General features: G+C 71.3%; 14 protein-coding genes. 7 read left to right on the forward strand and 7 right to left on the reverse strand.

What is annotated here, in order from left to right:
- The first annotated feature begins 150 nt into the window (after nt 1–150).
- Nucleotides 151–915, forward strand: coding sequence for a sugar isomerase domain-containing protein (locus ACIQOU_RS05135; RefSeq protein WP_401533969.1), 765 nt, complete (start codon nt 151–153; stop codon nt 913–915).
- 3 nt (nt 916–918) lie between these two features.
- On the opposite strand, the gene ACIQOU_RS05140 is transcribed toward ACIQOU_RS05135, so the two are convergent.
- The 3 genes from ACIQOU_RS05140 to ACIQOU_RS05150 all read right to left on the reverse strand — a co-directional run bounded on the left by ACIQOU_RS05140 (nt 919) and on the right by ACIQOU_RS05150 (nt 6,582).
- The gene (locus tag ACIQOU_RS05140) at nt 919–4,044 is read right to left on the reverse strand and encodes a beta-N-acetylglucosaminidase domain-containing protein (protein WP_401533971.1); all 3,126 of its coding nucleotides are present in this window, start codon (nt 4,042–4,044) and stop codon (nt 919–921) included.
- Nucleotides 4,045–4,444: 400 nt separating this feature from the next.
- Nucleotides 4,445–5,896: a sensor histidine kinase gene (locus ACIQOU_RS05145; RefSeq protein ID WP_401533973.1), complete on the reverse strand. Its 1,452-nt coding sequence runs from the start codon at nt 5,894–5,896 to the stop codon at nt 4,445–4,447.
- Complete coding sequence (locus ACIQOU_RS05150; RefSeq protein WP_401533974.1) at nt 5,893–6,582, reverse strand: response regulator transcription factor; 690 nt, start codon at nt 6,580–6,582, stop codon at nt 5,893–5,895. Before ACIQOU_RS05150 ends, ACIQOU_RS05145 begins: the two co-directional genes overlap by 4 nt.
- Before the next feature lie 151 nt (nt 6,583–6,733).
- Between ACIQOU_RS05150 and ACIQOU_RS05155 the strand changes: the two genes are divergently transcribed.
- From ACIQOU_RS05155 to ACIQOU_RS05165, 3 genes are read left to right on the forward strand one after another with little or no spacing between them, the layout of a single operon-like run.
- Nucleotides 6,734–8,071, forward strand: a complete 1,338-nt coding sequence (locus ACIQOU_RS05155) for a ferric reductase-like transmembrane domain-containing protein (protein ID WP_401533975.1) — start codon at nt 6,734–6,736, stop codon at nt 8,069–8,071.
- Between the two features lie 10 nt (nt 8,072–8,081).
- Nucleotides 8,082–8,792 (forward strand): FMN-binding protein, encoded by a 711-nt coding sequence (locus ACIQOU_RS05160; protein WP_401533976.1) that lies wholly within the window; start codon nt 8,082–8,084, stop codon nt 8,790–8,792.
- Between the two features lies 1 nt (nt 8,793).
- The gene (locus ACIQOU_RS05165; protein ID WP_401533977.1) at nt 8,794–9,531 is read left to right on the forward strand and encodes an FAD:protein FMN transferase; all 738 of its coding nucleotides are present in this window, start codon (nt 8,794–8,796) and stop codon (nt 9,529–9,531) included.
- A gap of 119 nt (nt 9,532–9,650) precedes the next feature.
- Here ACIQOU_RS05165 and ACIQOU_RS05170 read toward each other — a convergent pair whose 3' ends face one another.
- Both ACIQOU_RS05170 and ACIQOU_RS05175 read right to left on the reverse strand, forming a co-directional pair.
- Nucleotides 9,651–11,726 carry an ArnT family glycosyltransferase gene (locus tag ACIQOU_RS05170; RefSeq protein ID WP_401533978.1) on the reverse strand — a complete coding sequence of 692 codons (2,076 nt, stop codon included), beginning with the start codon at nt 11,724–11,726 and terminating at the stop codon, nt 9,651–9,653.
- Nucleotides 11,723–12,586 carry a glycosyltransferase gene (locus ACIQOU_RS05175; RefSeq protein WP_401533979.1) on the reverse strand — a complete coding sequence of 288 codons (864 nt, stop codon included), beginning with the start codon at nt 12,584–12,586 and terminating at the stop codon, nt 11,723–11,725. The genes ACIQOU_RS05170 and ACIQOU_RS05175 overlap by 4 nt, the downstream gene beginning before the upstream one ends.
- A gap of 268 nt (nt 12,587–12,854) precedes the next feature.
- Between ACIQOU_RS05175 and ACIQOU_RS05180 the strand changes: the two genes are divergently transcribed.
- From ACIQOU_RS05180 to ACIQOU_RS05190, 3 genes are read left to right on the forward strand one after another with little or no spacing between them, the layout of a single operon-like run.
- Complete coding sequence (locus ACIQOU_RS05180) at nt 12,855–14,021, forward strand: ABC transporter ATP-binding protein (protein WP_401533980.1); 1,167 nt, start codon at nt 12,855–12,857, stop codon at nt 14,019–14,021.
- Entirely contained in the window at nt 14,018–14,782 is a 765-nt protein-coding gene (locus ACIQOU_RS05185) for an ABC transporter permease (RefSeq protein WP_401533982.1), read from the forward strand. Before ACIQOU_RS05180 ends, ACIQOU_RS05185 begins: the two co-directional genes overlap by 4 nt.
- Nucleotides 14,779–15,447 carry an ABC transporter permease gene (locus tag ACIQOU_RS05190; protein ID WP_401533984.1) on the forward strand — a complete coding sequence of 223 codons (669 nt, stop codon included), beginning with the start codon at nt 14,779–14,781 and terminating at the stop codon, nt 15,445–15,447. Before ACIQOU_RS05185 ends, ACIQOU_RS05190 begins: the two co-directional genes overlap by 4 nt.
- Nucleotides 15,448–15,619: 172 nt before the next feature.
- Here the strand turns inward: ACIQOU_RS05190 and ACIQOU_RS05195 are convergent, their stop codons facing one another.
- Nucleotides 15,620–16,198 carry a GTP-binding protein gene (locus tag ACIQOU_RS05195; RefSeq protein WP_401533986.1) on the reverse strand — a complete coding sequence of 193 codons (579 nt, stop codon included), beginning with the start codon at nt 16,196–16,198 and terminating at the stop codon, nt 15,620–15,622.
- The gene (locus ACIQOU_RS05200) at nt 16,185–16,631 is read right to left on the reverse strand and encodes a DUF742 domain-containing protein (protein WP_401533988.1); all 447 of its coding nucleotides are present in this window, start codon (nt 16,629–16,631) and stop codon (nt 16,185–16,187) included. The genes ACIQOU_RS05195 and ACIQOU_RS05200 overlap by 14 nt, the downstream gene beginning before the upstream one ends.
- Nucleotides 16,632–16,650: the final 19 nt, after the last annotated feature.

Below are 16,650 nucleotides of genomic sequence, written 5' to 3' on the forward strand. Positions count from 1 at the left end.
TTTCATGCGTGGATTGAATACCAGGACCAACCGCCCAGAGAGGGCACGGACCCGCCGCCGTCCATTGCTCGCACTCCGAGCCGTGTGATTTATTGATTCATCGAGTGGCTATTACAAACGTGGGTTCAATCCACCAGTGGGGAGTGTCGCGTGACCGTCGAGTCTGTGAGCGCCGAAGGCTACGCGCGCGCAAGTCTGGCCGTCCTGAAGGACATCACCGAGTCCGCGGGCGACGAGGTGGCGCGCGCCGCCGAGTTGATCGCCGAGTGCGTGCGCACGGACGGCGTGATCCACGCGTTCGGCACCGGGCACTCCCAGGCGATCGTCCTCGAACTCGCGGGCCGCGCGGGCGGGTTGGTCCCCACCAACCGCCTCAGCATCGCCGACGTCGTCCTCTACGGCGCCGACGCCCCGAGCGTCCTCGACGACCCGCTCCTGGAGCGCAGGCCCGGGATCGCCGAGCGGATCTACACCCTCGCCGAGCCCCGCCCGCAGGACCTGTTCGTCGTCATCTCCAACTCCGGCGTCAACAGCGTCGTCGTCGAGATGGCCCTCAAGGTCAAGGAGCAGGGGCACCGGCTGCTCGCCGTCACCTCCCTCGCCCACACCCGCTCGGTGCCGGCCGGACACGCCAGCGGCAAGAAGCTCGCCGACCTCGCCGACGTCGTCCTCGACAACCGCGCGCCGACCGGCGACGCCCTCCTCCCGCTCCCCGACGGCGGGGCGGTCGCCGCCCTGTCCACGCTCACCGGCGTCCTCCTGGTGCAGATGACGGTGGCCGAGGCGTCCCGGCAGCTCCTCGCCTCCGGCGACCGGCCGCCCGTCTACGTCTCCGCCAACGTGCCCGGCGGCTTCGAAGGCAACCTGGAGCTGGAGCGGCGGTACGCCGGACGCATCCGGCGCACCGCCAGCTGACGGTCAGCCCACGGGGACCGGCGTCAGCGCGACCGCCAGCGGATACGCGCCGGTCGCCAGCGCCGACCTGGCCTTCCCGGTCGACGTGTCCACCGGCACCAGGGAGTTGGAGTCGGCGGTGGTGACGTAGGCGGTGGCGCCGTCCCAGTCCAGGGCGACATCGAACGCCGACTTCCCCACCGTCACCGGCGTCCCGGACGCCCCGGTGACCGTGTCGACCGGGGTCGCCTTGTCCCCGTTGCTCGCGGTGACCCACAGCGTGCGGCCGTCCGGCGACAGCGCGAGCCCGTAGGCTTGCCCGGCCACCAGCAGCGTCGGTTCGACGGACGCCGTCGCCGTGTCGATCGGAGTGACCGTGGAACCACCGGAGTCGGAGACGTACACCGTCTTCCCGTCCGGTGCGGCCACGACGTTGAACGGGTTCGGGCCGACCGCGATCGCGGCCCCGGCCTTCCCGGTCGCGAGGTCCACCGGCGACACCGTGCCGTCGTGGATGTTCGCCACGTAGAGGGTCGTGCCGTCCGGCGTGATCGCCATGTTCTCCGGACCCGAACCGACCTCAACCGCCTTACCGGCCTTGAGGGTTGAGGTGTCGACGGGCTGGACGGTGCCGTCGGTGTAGGCGGCGACCCACAGGGTGCGGCCGTCCGGCGTGAGCGCGAGCCCGGAGGGCACCGTGCCGACGGCGACCGTGGCGGTCACCGTGCCGTGCGCCACGTCGATCACGCTGACCGTGTTCGCGCCCTGGTTCGCCACGTACGCGGTGCGGCCGTCGGCGCTGACGACCACCTCGCCCGGGTTGGCGCCGACGGCGATGTCGGTCCGCTTCCCGGAGGCGAGGTCGACCGAACTCACCGCCGCCGCACTGAAGTCGGCGGTCAGCGCGCGCTCGGTGCCGGTGCCGTCGGTGACCCGGACCGGCAGCGCGCGGGTGAGGACCCCGGTGCCGGACAGCACCGGCGCGTGGACGCCGGTGGCCGTGCCGGTGACCTCCACGGTCGCCGTCGCGCTGCCCCCGGCCGGGACCGTGACGCTGCCCTCGGCGGGCGTCACGGTGACGCCGTCGGGGGCGGTGAGCTTCCAGGACAGGGTGCGCGCGGCGGTGGAACGCCGGTCCGACAGGGTGAGCGTCACCTTCTCCGACGCGCCTGGTTTCAGGGTGAGTTGGGCCGGGGTGAAGGTGGCGTCGGCGCCCGGGTCGGGGGCGGTGTCGAGGACCGCCCGGTAGAGGAACGCGTCGAGGACGCCGGGCGACACCTGCTGCGGAATCGCGTCGAGGCCCTTGCGCTCGTCCCGCAGCCGGTTCCAGTACGTGCTGACGGCGTCCGTGTCGCCCTTCTTGTCCGCGAGCAGAAGCGCGACGGCGGTCCGCCCCGCGCTGCCGTACCGGCCCAGCTTGTCCAGCCAGGCCGACGTCTCCTTCAGGAAGCCGGGGTTGGCGAGCCGGGCCCGCAACTCGGCCGGGGTGGCGGCCATATCGGTGAAGTACGCCGTGAGCGCGGCGGCGGCCCGCTCCAGCCCCTTGTTCTTCGCGTACGCGGTACGGAAGTTCGCGATCAGCCGGGTGAGCGTCGGGGACTCGGTCGCGTCCAGCTGCGAGGAGTAGTTGTTCTCGGCGAAGATCCGCAGCCACTTCGCCGCGCCGGTGCCGGGGCCCGCGAGGTCGCGCACCGAGGCGAGGAACGCGGCACGCGGGTCGTAGGCGTCCGGGTTCCACAGATAGGCGGCGGACGTGAACAGCGCGAGCCTGCTCGCCTCGGCCTGGATCATCGGGTTGGCGGTCACACCGGTCGCGGCTGTCGCGACGCCGGGTTCCCGGCCGGTGTAGGGGCCGAGCAGGAGACGGCTGGTGGCGTAGTCGTTCACCGGGTAGTTGTCCCAGACCAGGATCGGATGCCCGAACACCGTGCGGGCCTGGGCCACTTGGGCGGCGGTGATGGTCGGGGCGATCACCCCGACGCCGGTCCACTCGACCACCACGGACGGGTCGAGCCGTTCCCGCAACGCCGTCTTGTACGGGGAGTCGGCGAGGTCGGAGTACTCGGTCGGGACCATCTCCAGCGGCTGGAGCCCGGAGTGCGTCGCCGAGAACTCCTGCCAGACGCGGTTCAGGAACGCGGCCTGTGCGGTGCCCGCCGCGCCGCCGCCGGTGCCGAACGCGCTCGCGTCGGCGGCGCAGTTCCACTTGGTGTAGCTGATGTCGTCCAGCGGGATCGCGAACGAGCGCACGCCGATCGCGTACAGCGAGTCGAACTTCTTCGTCAGCGCGGCGACTTCGGACGCGGACGAGTAGCAGACCGACAGGCCGGGGGAGAGGGCGTAGGTGAAGCGCACGTGGTTGCTGTCCGCACGGTCGACCAGTTCGCGCAGCGAGTTCAGCTCGGCCGTCGGGTACTCGTCCCGCCAGCGGGCGCGCAGATAGTCGTCGTCCTTCGGGGAGTACACGTACACGTTCTGCTTGGTGCGGCCGTAGAAGTCCAGTTGGCGCAGGCGTTCCGCGTGGGTCCACGGGGTGCCGTAGAAGCCCTCGATCACGCCCCGCGCGGTGGCCGACGGCCAGTCCCGCACGGTGACCTCGGGCAAGCCGCGCTGGCCGGCGAGGAGTTGACGCAGGGTCTGGGCGGCGTAGAAGGTGCCGGTCTTGTCCGTGCCGGACAGGGCCAGTACGGCGTGGCCGCCTGGCGTGCCGGTCGCCAGGGCGTAGCCGCCCGAGGGCAGGCCTGCGGGGGAGGTGACGCCCAGGCGGCTCAACACGGGGGCGGTGGCGGGGTTTTCGGTGGGGCCGCCCAGGTAGACGGTGAGGCCCGCCGGGGGTGGGGGCGTGCGGGTGCGGTCCGTCGACGTCACCGTGGTGATGTGGGTCGCGCCGGCCTGTCTGAGGGTGGACTCCGTCGCGCGGCGGGCGGCGGGGTCGGTGTGCGCGCCCAGTACTTCCACCACGTGGTGGGGGATCTGGATGCGGGTGGGGTTCCTGGATGCCTTGATCTGGTGGGGAGTTGGCCAGATCTGGGGGAGGGGCGGGGTGGGGGTCGCCGCGGTGGGGGTGGGGGTGGTGAGGGGTGTGAAGGCGGTGGTGAGGAGGAGGGCGGCGGTGGCCAGTGCGGTGATGCGGGGTTCGGGTGGGGGCATGTCTCTCCTTGGCTCAGTGAGCCACCGGTAGTTTTAGGGAATGGTGAATGAAACCTCCGGTTCTGTACAGGGGGGGTGGGGGGCTGCGAGGTTGTTTGTCGGGTGCGGCGCCGTGGGGGCTGGTCGCGCAGTTCCCCGCGCCCCTTAGCGGCGTTGCCGAGCCATCGGTTGCATGGCTCGGCCAGTTGGGCGCGCCCGCGCGGCGGAGCCGCATATGGATACGGTCCCGCGCCCCTTAGCGGCGTTGCCGAGCCGTCGGTTGCATGGCTCGGCCAGTTGGGCGCGCCCGCGCGGCGGAGCCGCATATGGATACGGTCCCGCGCCCCTTAGCGGCGTTGCCGAGCCGTCGATGGGTAGCAACCCCGCGTTCCCTTAAGGGCGTTGCCGAGTCCGTTGGTTGCTAGAGCAGCCGTGTGGGGTGGGTCAAGGGGAGGGTCAGGGTGAAGGTTGTGGTGGTGGGGGTTGTGGTGAGGGTGATGGTGCCCGCGTGGGCTGTTGCCAGGGCTGTGGCCACCGAGAGGCCCAGGCCGCTGCCGCCCCGGTCCCTGGTGCGGGCCTTGTCCACGCGGTAGAAGCGGTCGAAGACGCGTTCCTGGTCGGCCGGCGGGATGCCCGGGCCCGCGTCGGTCACCTGGACGGTGGCGGTGTCGGGCGTGGCCGTGACGGTGAGGGTGACCGGGGTGCCCGGTGGGGTGTGGACGGCCGCGTTGGTGAGGAGGTTGTCCAGGATCTGGCGGACCCGGTGCGGGTCGACCCGGAGGTGCAGGGCCGCCGGGGTGCTGGTCCTCGTCAGGGGGCGGTCCGGATGGCTCGCCCGGAACGCGTCCCCCGCCTCCTCGGCCAGGGCCACCAGGTCCGTGTCCGCGAGGCGCATCGGCGCCTCCACCTCCGCCGCGTCGAGGCGGGCGAGGAGCAGCAGGTCGTCGAGGAGGACCCCCATCCGGGCCGCCTCCTGACGCAGCCGGGCCAGATGCTTGTCCCGTTCCTCGGGCGCGTTGGCGGCGGCGTACTGGAACAGGTCCGCGTACCCCCGTACCGACATCAGCGGGGTGCGCAGCTCGTGCGAGGCGTCCGCGACGAACCGGCGCAGCCGCTGTTCGGCCTCCGCGCGGACCGCGAGCGAGGCGTCGATGTGCTCCAGCATCGTGTTGAACGCGGTACGCAGCTCGTCGACCTCCTGCCCGCCGTCCCGGCCGTCCGCGCGCAGCGGCAGCCGGGCCGCCGACTCGGTCAGGTCGTGCGAGGTGATGCCGTGCGCGGTGTGCGCCATGTCGCTCAGCGGCGTCAGGCCCCGCCGCAGCATCCGCCGCCCGAACACCACCAGCGCCAGCAGCGCGAGCCCGAACGCCACCAGCTGCACGGTGATCAGCCGCCGCATCGTCGCGTCGATGTCCGCCAGCGGCGCCCCGCTGACCAGCACCACGCCCGGCTCGACCGCGCAGGCCCGCAGCCGGTACTCGCCCTCGTCGGTGAGGTCGCTGGTGCGCAGCACCTCGGTGCCGCTGCGGAGCTGGGCCCGCGCCACCGCCGTCAGGTCGTCGAGGTCGGCGGGCAGGTCGCCGGACTCCTCGGGCCTGCGCAGCACCGGGGAACCGTTCTTCACGTCGTACACCGCGTAGTACCAGCGGTAGTACTTCTTGCCCTGGAGCGAGCCGCTGTCGACGATGCTCTTCGACTGGGCGACCTGGGCCAGCCCGAGCTGATCGTCGAGCTGGTTCGACAGGTAGGTGCGCATGTACGTCGTCAGGGCCGTGCCGACCACCCCGAACACCACCAGGGCCAGCGCGCCCAGGCCCAGCGCCAGCCGCGTCCCCAGGCGCAGCCGCCGGTAGCGCCACGGCAGCCCCCTCACTCGGGCACCCGCCGCACCACGTACCCGAACCCGCGCACCGTGTGGATCAACGGCTCGCCGGTGTCGTCGAGCTTGCGGCGCAGCCTGCTGACGACCAGCTCGACGACGTTGGAGCGGCCCCCGAAGCCGTACTCCCACACATGGTCGAGGATCTGCGCCTTGGTCAGCACGGTCGGCGACTTGCGCATCAGGTAGCGCAGCACCTCGTACTCGGTCGGCGTCAGGGTCAGCGCCTTCGCACCGCGCCGCACCTCCCGGGTGTCCTCGTCCATGGTGAGATCCGCCACGCGCAGCACCGACCGCTGGAAGCCGGGCCCGGCGCTGCGCCGCAGCACGGTCCGCAGCCGGGCCATCAATTCCTCCACCGCGAACGGTTTGACCAGGTAATCGTCGCCGCCCCGGGTCAGCCCGGCCACCCGGTCGGCCACCGTGTCGCGCGCGGTGAGGAACACCACAGGCACCATCGCGCCCGAGCGCCGCAACCCGTCCAGTACCCCGAAACCGTCCAGATCGGGCAACATCAGGTCGAGCACCACGATGTCCGGCTTGAACTCACCGGCCAGCCGCAACGCCTCCTCGCCACTGTTGGCGGTGACCGCGTCCCAGCCCTCGTAGCGGGCGACCGTCGCCACGAGATCGGCGATCGGCGGGTCGTCGTCCACAACGAGAAGGCGTACTTTTTCCACCCGCTCATAGTGCGCCACCCGGCCCGCCCCACCACAGGCGGCCGCCGGGAGCCATCGAATCGATAAGTGTTTGAAAGTTGACCGACAGCAGAACGACAGCTCCCGACAGGGAAGCTCGAATACCCCTGCACCGATCAAGGAGCTGCCGTCCGTGACGACCGTCCAATCGCCCCCTGCGCCCCCCACGGCGATACGCCCCAGGGCGGTGGCCCGCACGGGTCTGTACGCCGTGCTGGCCGCGAACGCGGCCGTGGTGACCTACTTCTTCGCCCAGGCCGGATTCGCCTCCAACGCGCTCATCGTGATCGGCCGCCTGTTCGGTCTCTACGGCGCCCTCTTCATGGCGTTCCAGCTGCTCCTGGTGGCCCGGCTGCCCTGGCTCGACCGCCGGATCGGCATGGACCGGCTCACCTCCTGGCACCGCTGGACCGGCTTCGGCATCCTGTGGACGCTCCTCGGGCATGTCGTCTTCATCGCCTTCGGGTACGCGGACAGCGCCGGGGTCGGGCCCATCGCCGAGGTGATCGACCTCGCCGAGACCACCGAGGGCGTGCTGCGCGCGATCGCCGCGTTCACCATCGTCCTGGTGGTCGGCGCGGTCTCCGGCCGCTTCGCCCGGCGCCGCCTCGCCTACGAGACCTGGCACTTCATCCACCTCTACACCTACGTCGCGGTGTTCCTCGCCTTCACCCACCAGGTCGCCGTCGGCACGACGTTCACCTCGTCGCCCGCCGCCACCGCGTACTGGTACGGCGTGTGGGGCGTCGCCCTCGGCTCGGTGCTCCTGGGCCGCGTGGTGCTGCCGTTGTGGCGCAACTACCGCCACCAGCTGCGGGTCTCCGCCGTCGTGCCCGAGTCCGACGACGTCGTCTCGATCTATGTCACCGGGCGTGACCTCGACCGGATGCCGGCCCGGGCCGGACAGTTCTTCCTCTGGCGGTTCCTGACCGCCGACCGCTGGTGGCAGGCGAACCCCTTCTCGCTGTCCGCCGCGCCCGACGGCGAGCGGCTGCGCCTGACCGTCAAGCGCGCCGGTGCCGGTTCGGCCGCCCTGCGCCATGTGAAGGTCGGCACCCGGGTCTTCGCCGAGGGCCCCTACGGCGCCTTCACCACCCTGCACCGCACCCGCTCCGAGTCCGTGCTGATCGCCGGTGGCGTCGGCGTCACCCCGATCCGCGCCCTCCTGGAGGACCTGGAGGGGCACGCCGTGGTCATCTACCGGGTGAGCGCCGACCGTGACGCCGTTCTCTACGACGAGCTGCGCGACCTCGCCCACGCCAAGGGCGCCGAACTGCACCTGGTGACGGGACCGGTCGCCCCCGATCTGCTGGCCCCCGGCGAGCTGGCCCGGATGGTGCCGGACATCGTCGAGCGGGACGTGTTCCTGTGCGGGCCGCCGCCGATGATGAACGCGGTGATCAACAACCTGCGTGAGCTGGGCGTACCCAAGCAGCAGGTCCATTTCGAACGCTTCAGCCTGGCGGGATGAGAGACACGACATGAAGCGAGCCATACCTGTCCTGGTCCTGTCGGTCGCCGGTCTGATCCCGATCTGGCGCTACGAACCGTCCACCGGGACCACCACGGTCGCCACCCCCACGCCGACCACCTCCGCGTCCGCCTCCTCCGGCACCTCGTCGGGCACCGTCGTCAAGGGCACCTTGATCCAGACGGAGAAGGGTCCCCTCCAGGTCGAGGTGACCTTCGACGGCGACAAGATCACGGCCGTGCGGATGCTCCAGCAGCCGAACCACCCGCAGACGGCGGCGGCGGTGCCGAAGCTGATCGCGGAGACGCTGAAGGCGCAGAGCGCCAAGATCGACACGGTCTCCGGCGCCACCATCACCAGCACCGGTTACCGCACCTCCCTCCAGGCCGCCATCGACCAGCAGGAGAAGGCGGCCGCCGCCTCCCCGTCGCCCTCGGCCACCGCGTCCACCTCGACGGCCAAGCAGGTCGTCGCCGGTTCGACGGTCCAGACGGAGAAGGGCCCGGTCCAGGTCGAGGTGACCTTCGCCGGGGACAAGATCACGGCCGTGCGGATGCTCCAGCAGCCGAACCACCCGCAGACGGCGGCGGCGGTGCCGAAGCTGATCGCGGAGACGCTGAAGGCGCAGAGCGCGACGATCGACACGGTCTCCGGCGCCACCATCACCAGCGGCGGCTACCGCACCTCCCTCCAGGCCGCCATCGACGCGAAGGCCTCCTGACGTGCGCCGCGTCGAACACGTCATGGGGTTCCCGGTCTCGCTGCGGGTCGACGACCCCGACGTCCCCGAGTCGGCGGCCGACGCCGTCTTCGGGTGGCTGCGCGAGGTCGACGAACGGTTCAGCCCCTTCAAGTCCGGCAGCGAGGTCTCCCGCTTCGGCCGGGGCGAGCTGCGGCGCGGGGAGCTGAGCGCCGACCTGGCCGAGGTGCTCGACCTGTGCGAGCACTACCGGGCCGCCACCGACGGCGCCTTCGACGTCCGGCTGCCGGGCCGCCCCTTCGACCCGTGCGCGGTCGTCAAGGGCTGGTCCGTGCAGCGCGCGGCCGGGCTCCTGACGGCGGCCGGGGCGCGCCGGTTCTGCCTCAACGCCGGGGGAGACGTGGTCACTTCGGGCGGGCCGTGGCGGGTCGGCGTACGCCACCCCGAACACGCCGACCAGCTGTGCACCGTCCTGGAACTGACGAACGGCGCGGTCGCCACGTCCGCCCGCTACGAGCGCGGCGACCACATCATCGACGGCCGCACCGGACGCCCGGCGACCGGACTGCTCAGCATGACGGTCGTCGCCGACTCCCTGACGGTGGCCGACGCGGTCGCGACGGCGGCGTTCGCGCTGGGCGCCGACGGCATCGCGTGGGCGGCGGACCAGCCCGGCTGCGAGGTGTTCGCCGTGGACGGCGCACGGCAGGTGCTGCGCACGGCCGGGTTCCCGACGGCACCGGAGTCGGCCGCCGCGTAACGGCCGCCGCACCTCGGGCACGCACAACAGAGCCGCCGCACCTCCGGCACGCACAACAAAGGGCGGGCCCACCGGACTTGGAGTCCGGTGGGCCCGCCCTTTTTCCCGGGGGACGGGGCTCAGCTGACGTCGGAGGCGTCCAGGCGGTACAGGCCGCTGTAGGAACTCACCGCCGTGCCGTGCTTCTTGACCCAGGTGGAGATCTCGGAGTTGGTGCTCTGACCGCCGTTGCTGCTGACGACGATGTAGTGCAACGTGCCGGACTTCACCAGGGACTTGAGCTTGGCCAGCGTCATCGCGTTGTCGCTGCCGGACCAGCCGCCCATCGAGATCACCGGCTGACCGGACTCCAGGATGATCTCCGACGCCGTCTGGTCGGTGGCCACCGCCACCAGCCAGGTGGCCCCGTCCTGGTTCTTCTTCAGGTACGAGATCATCGCGCTGCTGACCTGGGTGCCGCCGCCCATGCCGCCGCCACCGCCGGACGACTTACTGGACTCGGAACCCGACGGCGCCGCACCCGACTCCGTCTTCGTGGACGAACTCCCGCTGCCCGAAGGCGCGTTGCCGCTCGGCTTGGTGCCCGACGGGGGCTGGCCCATCGACTGGCCGCTCGTGGAGCCGCTCTTGGAGCTGCTGCCGCCGGGACCGCCGCCCATGCCGCCGCCCGTGCTCGGACCGGCCGTCGGGTTGGTGCCGTTGGCGCTGGAGGAGGTGGCCGCGGAGACCGAGTACGCGGTGGGACCGGCGAGCAGGGCGACGACCGCCGCCAGCACCGCGAAGCCCATCAGCCGCTGCCGGCCCAGGAACCGCCCGGCCAGCAGACCGAGCACCGCGGCCGTACCGGCGACCCCGGCCACCACCTCGGCGACCGTGTACACGGTGCCCGAACCGGACACCCGCTGGAGCAGCACGACCGCGAGGACGGTGCTGGCGGCGATCGCCAGCGGCAGCACCCACGCCCACTTGGCCGCCGAGCCCTCCTTGAAGGCGCGGTACAGCAGCACCCCGCCCGCACCGGCCACCGCCGCGATACCCGGGGCCATGGCGGTCACGTAGTACGGGTGGAACGTGCCCTCGGCGAGCGCGAAGGTCAGGTAGTGCAGGACGAACCAGCCGCCCCACAGCAGCAGCGCCGCCCGCTTGGCGTCCGTACGGGGTGCCCGGCCGCGCAGCACCAGACCGCCGACCAGGGCGATCAGGGCGAAGGGGATCAGCCAGGAGATCTGGCCGCCCATGATCTCGTTGAACAGCCGGTAGATGCCCGCGCTGCCGCCGAAGCTCGCGCCGTTGCCCTGCGAACCGACCGACGAGCTGGCGCCGAAGATCCGGCCGAAGCCGTTGTAGCCGATGACCAGGTCCCAGACGGTGTTGTCGGTCGAACCGCCGATGTAGGGCCGCGAGGACGCCGGGATCAGGTCGACGATCACCATCCACCAGGCGCTGGAGACGACCAGGGCGACGGTGGCGACGGCCAGGTTGCGGATGCGGCGGCCCAGCGAGAGCTGCGCGGCCCAGAGGTAGACCAGGAAGAACACCGGCAGCACGACGTACGCCTGCATCATCTTCGTGTTGAACGCGAAGCCGATCGCGACCGCCGACCACACCAGCGGCATCAGCCGCCCGTTGCGCACCGCCTTCATCAGGGCGGCGGCGCCCAGCAGCATCAGGAAGACCAGGATCGGGTCCGGGTTGGTGTCCCGGGTGATGGCCACCGTGATCGGCGTGAGGGTGAGCACCAGCGCGGCGATCGTGCCGGCCACCGCCCCGAAGTCCCGCTTGACCATCCGGTACAGCAGCGCGACCGAACCGGTGCCGACCGCGACCATCGGCAGCGCCAACTGCCAGCTCCCGTACCCGAATATCCGGGCCGACAGGCCCATCACCCAGAGCGCGAAGGGGGGTTTGTCGACGGTGATGAAGCTGCCGGCGTCCAGCGCCCCGAAGAAGAACGCCTTCCAGCTCTTCGTGCCGCTGTAGACGGCCGCGTTGTAGAAGCTGTTGCCCGTCAGGGAGTTCATGTTCCAGGCGTAGAGGGCGGTCGCCAGGACGAGGATCGCCCACAGCGCCGGGCGGGCCCAACGGGGGTCCTCGGGGGCGCCGGTGAACAGTCTGCCGAGTCGGGCCGACGGGGTCGCGGAGCGCTGCCCGCCCTCCGGGGCGGCCGACGCGGGCGGCGGGGCGAGGGTGGTCATGACGCGTGCTCCAGGTGCTGGGAGGAGGAAGAGGCGTTCGCCCCGGGCAGGACTGCGGTGGTCGGGCGGGCGGCCGGCACCTGCGGGGTGGCGGTCCGCCGGGGAACGGTCAGACGGGTGCGGCCGGTCGCCGTCGCGCGCAGCAGCCGGGCCATCCCCTTGAGGTCGTCGACGGCGGTGCGGACGATGTCGACGCGGCTGTCCGGGTCGTCGGTCCAGTCGACCGGCACCTCGTGGACGCGCAGCTTGTTGCGCTGCGCCAGCACGAGGAGTTCGGTGTCGAAGAACCAGGCGGTGTCCTCGATGTGCGGGGCGAGCGCCCGGAACACGTCCGTGCGCACCGCCTTGAACCCGCACTGCGCGTCCGAGAACCGGGCCGCGAGCCCGAGCCGCAGCAGCAGGTTGTAGGAGCGGGACACGAACTCCCGCTTGGGGCCCCGCACCACGGCCGCCTGCCGGTGCAGCCGGCTGCCGATCGCGAGGTCGCTGTGCCCGGACAGCAGCGGCGCGACCAGCGGCAGGAACCCTTCGAGACCGGTGGACAGGTCGACGTCCATGTAGGCGACGACATCGGCGGTGGACGCGCTCCACACGTGCTTGAGCGCGCGCCCCCGCCCCTTCTGGTCCAGCCGCACGGCGTGGGTGTGCGGCAGCCGCAGCGTCAGGTCGCGGGCCACCTCCCACGTGCCGTCGGTGCTGGCGTTGTCCGCGACCGTGATGCGGAACGGGAACGGGAAGGACTCTTCGAGGTAGGCGTGGAGACGGCCGACACTGTCGGCGAGGACGTGTGCCTCGTTGTACACCGGCACCACGACCTCGACCGACCGGCGCCGGACGCCTCCCGCGTTCGTTTCGTTCATGACCCTGACGATCAGGGGTGCTCCTGGGGGATCTCTGAGCGCTCCCTGTGCGGAGGGTGAGAATCAGTGAACTCACAGGAACGGCACAGCCCTACCGCATCGGGCTCCAAGGCACCGGCCCCGGCGGGGAGTTCACCAGGTCGGTGCCGAACCGTGCCCCGGGGCCCCGCCGCACCCCGCCACCGGCCGTTTAGACTCGATCCGCATCGGCCCGTAACCGCCCGCCACCGCGGGCGACACCTGCCAGACCCGAAGGGTATTCGGCGTTTTGATACGGATAGATTCAGTCACCAAGAGGTACCCGGACGGCACGGTGGCGGTGGACAACCTCTCGTTGGAGATACCCGACCGCTCGATCACCGTCCTGGTGGGACCCTCGGGCTGCGGCAAGACCACCACCCTGCGCATGATCAACCGGATGATCGAGCCCACCGAGGGCACCATCCTCATCGACGGCAGGGACATCCTGAAGGAACCCGTCACCACCCTGCGCCGGTCCATGGGGTACGTCATCCAGAACGCGGGCCTCTTCCAGCACCGCACGATCCTCGACAACATCGCCACCGTGCCCCGCCTGCTCGGCTGGGACAAGGGCCGGGCCCGGGACCGGGCACGGGAGTTGATGGGCCGCGTCGGCCTCGACGCCTCGCTCGCCAAGCGCTACCCCTACCAGCTCTCCGGCGGCCAGCAGCAGCGCGTCGGCGTGGCCCGTGCCCTCGCCGCCGATCCGCCCCTGCTGCTGATGGACGAGCCCTTCTCCGCCGTCGACCCGATCGTGCGCAAAGGCCTTCAGGACGAACTCCTGCGCATCCAAGACGAGTTGGGCAAGACCATCGTCTTCGTCACGCACGACATCGACGAGGCCGTGAAGATCGGCACGATGGTCGCGGTGATGCGCACCGGCGGGCGGCTCGCGCAGTTCGCACCCCCGGCCGACCTGCTCACCGACCCGGCGGACACGTTCGTCGAGGACTTCCTCGGCGCGGACCGGGGCATCCGGCGGCTGTCGTTCTTCCCCGCCGCCGGACTCCCGCTGCTGACCACGCCGATCGTCGCCCTCGACGCCACCGCCGAGCAGATCGCCGCCCGCGCCACCCCGGAGGTTCCCTACCTCCTCGTCACCGGCCTCGACGGCAGGCCGCTGGGCTGGGCCGAGCCGCACGCGCTGCGCGCCGGACGCATCGAACCGTCGCAACTCCTCGCCTGTGGGCGGCCGTTCGCGCCCGCCACGGAGTCGTTGCGGGCCGCGCTCGACGGCGCGGTGCTCTCGCCGACCGGGTGGGCCGTCGCGGTCGGCGCCGACGGACGGGTCACCGGCGTGGTCTCCCAGCAGACCATCGCCGAGGCCATCCGCACCGCCCACGCGGCCCGCCCGGCCGAGGCGAGCGACGCCGTCGACGCGGGCGGCCCGGTCCTGCGGAAGGACGCCGGATGAGCGGGCTGTTCGACATACCGAGCGACCTCCAGAACACGTACGGGGGGCTGGTCGTCCTGCATCTGCGGCTCGCCCTCGTGCCGGTCCTCGCCGGTCTGGTGGTCGCGCTGCCGCTGGCCCAACTCTGCGTCCGGCTGCGCTGGTTGTACCCGCCGGTGCTGTGGGTGACGACGATCCTGTACGCCGTTCCGTCGCTCGCCTTCTTCGTCGTCCTCATCGACTACACCGGGCAGACCGAGACGACGGTGATGATCCCGCTGGCCGTCTACAGCCTCGTCGTGTTCGTGCCGGCCATCGTCGACGGGGTGCGCTCGGTGCCGCAGGAGACCCTTGACGCGGCCACCGCGATGGGGCTCGGGCCGGTCCGCCGGTACCTCCAGGTGCAGTTGCCGATCGCCGTGCCCGCGCTCGTCGCCGGGCTGCGGGTGGCCACCGTCTCCAGCATCTCGCTGGTCAGCGTCGGCATGCTGATCGGCAACCAGGGCGGGCTGGGCAACCTCCTCAACGACGGCATGATCTACCACCAGCCCCGGCTGATCTGGCTCTCCGTCATCGGCACCGCCGTGCTCGCCATCGCCGCGGACGTGGTGCTGGTGGGGGTGCGGGTGCTGTTGACGCCGTGGATGCCGCGTGGGGGCGGGGGGTCCCGTGCCGCGTCCGTGTCCGAGCCTGCGGCCGTGGCCGTGCCCGCGCCTCCGTCCACGTCCGCTTCCGCCGAGGCCCGGCCCGCCGCACCCGTTTCGAAGGACGCCGTCCGGTGAACGTACTCCACTTCATGCAGCAGTTCTTCAGCGACGGTGCGCACTGGCACGGCTATGACGGCATCCCGACGCGGCTGCGGGAGCATGTGCAGTACTCGTTGCTCGCGCTGGTGATCGCCGCGGTCATCGGGTTGCCGGTGGGGCTGATCACCGGGCACACCGGGCGGGGTGGCAACAGCCTCGCGTTCATCGCCACGGCGGGGCGGGCGTTGCCGAGTTTCGGGTTGCTGGTGCTGATGTTCGTGCTGCTCGGGCTCGGGCATCTGCCGGTGATGATTCCGTTGGTCGTGCTGGCGGTGCCGCCGATCCTGGTGACCACGTACGAGGCGATGCGGTCGGTCGATCCGGCGCCGGTCGACGCGGCGCGGGGCATGGGGATGGCGGAGGGGCGGATCTTGTTCCGGGTGGAACTGCCGGTTGCTCTGCCGTTGATCCTGAGTGGGTTGCGGTCGGCGGCGATTCAGATCGTCTCCACGGCGACGATCGCCGCGTACGTGAGTCTCGGGGGGCTTGGGCGGTACATCGTCGATGGGCTGTACCAGCGGAATTACGAGAAGGTCGTGGGGGGTGCGACGTTGGTCGCGGTCCTCGCGCTGGTGACGCTGGGGTTCTTCTGGGTCGTCCACCGGGTGGCGGTCTCGCCGGGGGTTCGGCGGGGGAACTAGCGGTTGTCGGTCGGGTGCGGCCCGGTGGGGGCTGGTCGCGCCCGCGCGGCGGAGCCGCAAATTTGATACAGCCCCGCGCCCCTTAAAAGCAGGGCGTTGCCGAACTGTTGGCTGGCAAGCCCGAGTTGGCGGGCCTGGGACAGGGGTCTCAGGCCCGCTTTTTTGGGGTCGGTCAGGGCTCTGTGCGGGACAACGCCTGTTCCAGGACCTTGAGTAGGGCGTCTCTTACTGAGCCTCGTTCTCGGGCGTCGAAGACGACCACCGGGGTGCGGTCGGCCACGTCGAGGGCCCAGCGGACCTCGTCCAGGGTGTGTTCGACCTTGCCGTCGAAGGCGTTGACGGCCACCGCGAACGGGATCTGGCGGTGTTCGAAGTAGTCGACGGCGGCATAGCAGTCGTCGAGCCTGCGGGTGTCGACGATGACCAGGCCACCGAGGGCGCCCTCGACGATGTCGTCCCACATGAACCCGAACCGTTCCTGGCCGGGCGTGCCGAACAGGTACAGCTTGAGCGTCGGGTCGATGGTGATGCAGCCGAAGTCCATCGCCACCGTGGTGGTGGTCTTGGCCGGGGTGTGGCTCAGGTCGTCCACGCCCGCCGCGACCTCGGTGATCGCGGCCTCGGTGGTGAGCGGTTCGATCTCGGAGATCGCGCCGACGGCGGTGGTCTTGCCCACGCCGAACCCGCCGGCGATCACCATCTTGACCGGCAGCGGCGGACGCAGCGGGGCGAGAGGTTCAGTCGGTGTCACGGAGTACCCCTCGGGAGTCGGGGATGGCACGGAGGCCATCGATCACCCTGCGCAGCACGGACGCGTCATGGGTGAGGTCGCTGTCGGGCACGTACACCGTCAGATGACCGGCCGCGCGCAGGTCCTCGGCGAGGACCCGCACCACGTTCAGGTGCAGCCGCAGCCGGGCCGCGAGTTCCGCGATGGACTGCGGCAACCGGCAGGCGGCGACGATGTCGTGCTGTTCGAAGGAGAGCCCGTCGAGCGCGGTGAGCCCCTCGGCGGTGGCCACCACCTGGGTCTCGACGGGCACCGGCCGGCCGGCCGCGCTGGGCGCCACCCGCCCCGCGGTGAGCAGGAACGGCCGTACGGCGGAGGCGGGGCCGACCGGGTCGGCCGGACTGGTCAGGTCGGCTTCACCTGGCTGCGCAACCGGTTCGCGGCCGTCGGCCATAGTGTCGTCTTCCTTTCCG

The sequence above is a fragment of the Streptomyces sp. NPDC091279 genome (assembly GCF_044757465.1).
Taxonomy (GTDB): domain Bacteria; phylum Actinomycetota; class Actinomycetes; order Streptomycetales; family Streptomycetaceae; genus Streptomyces.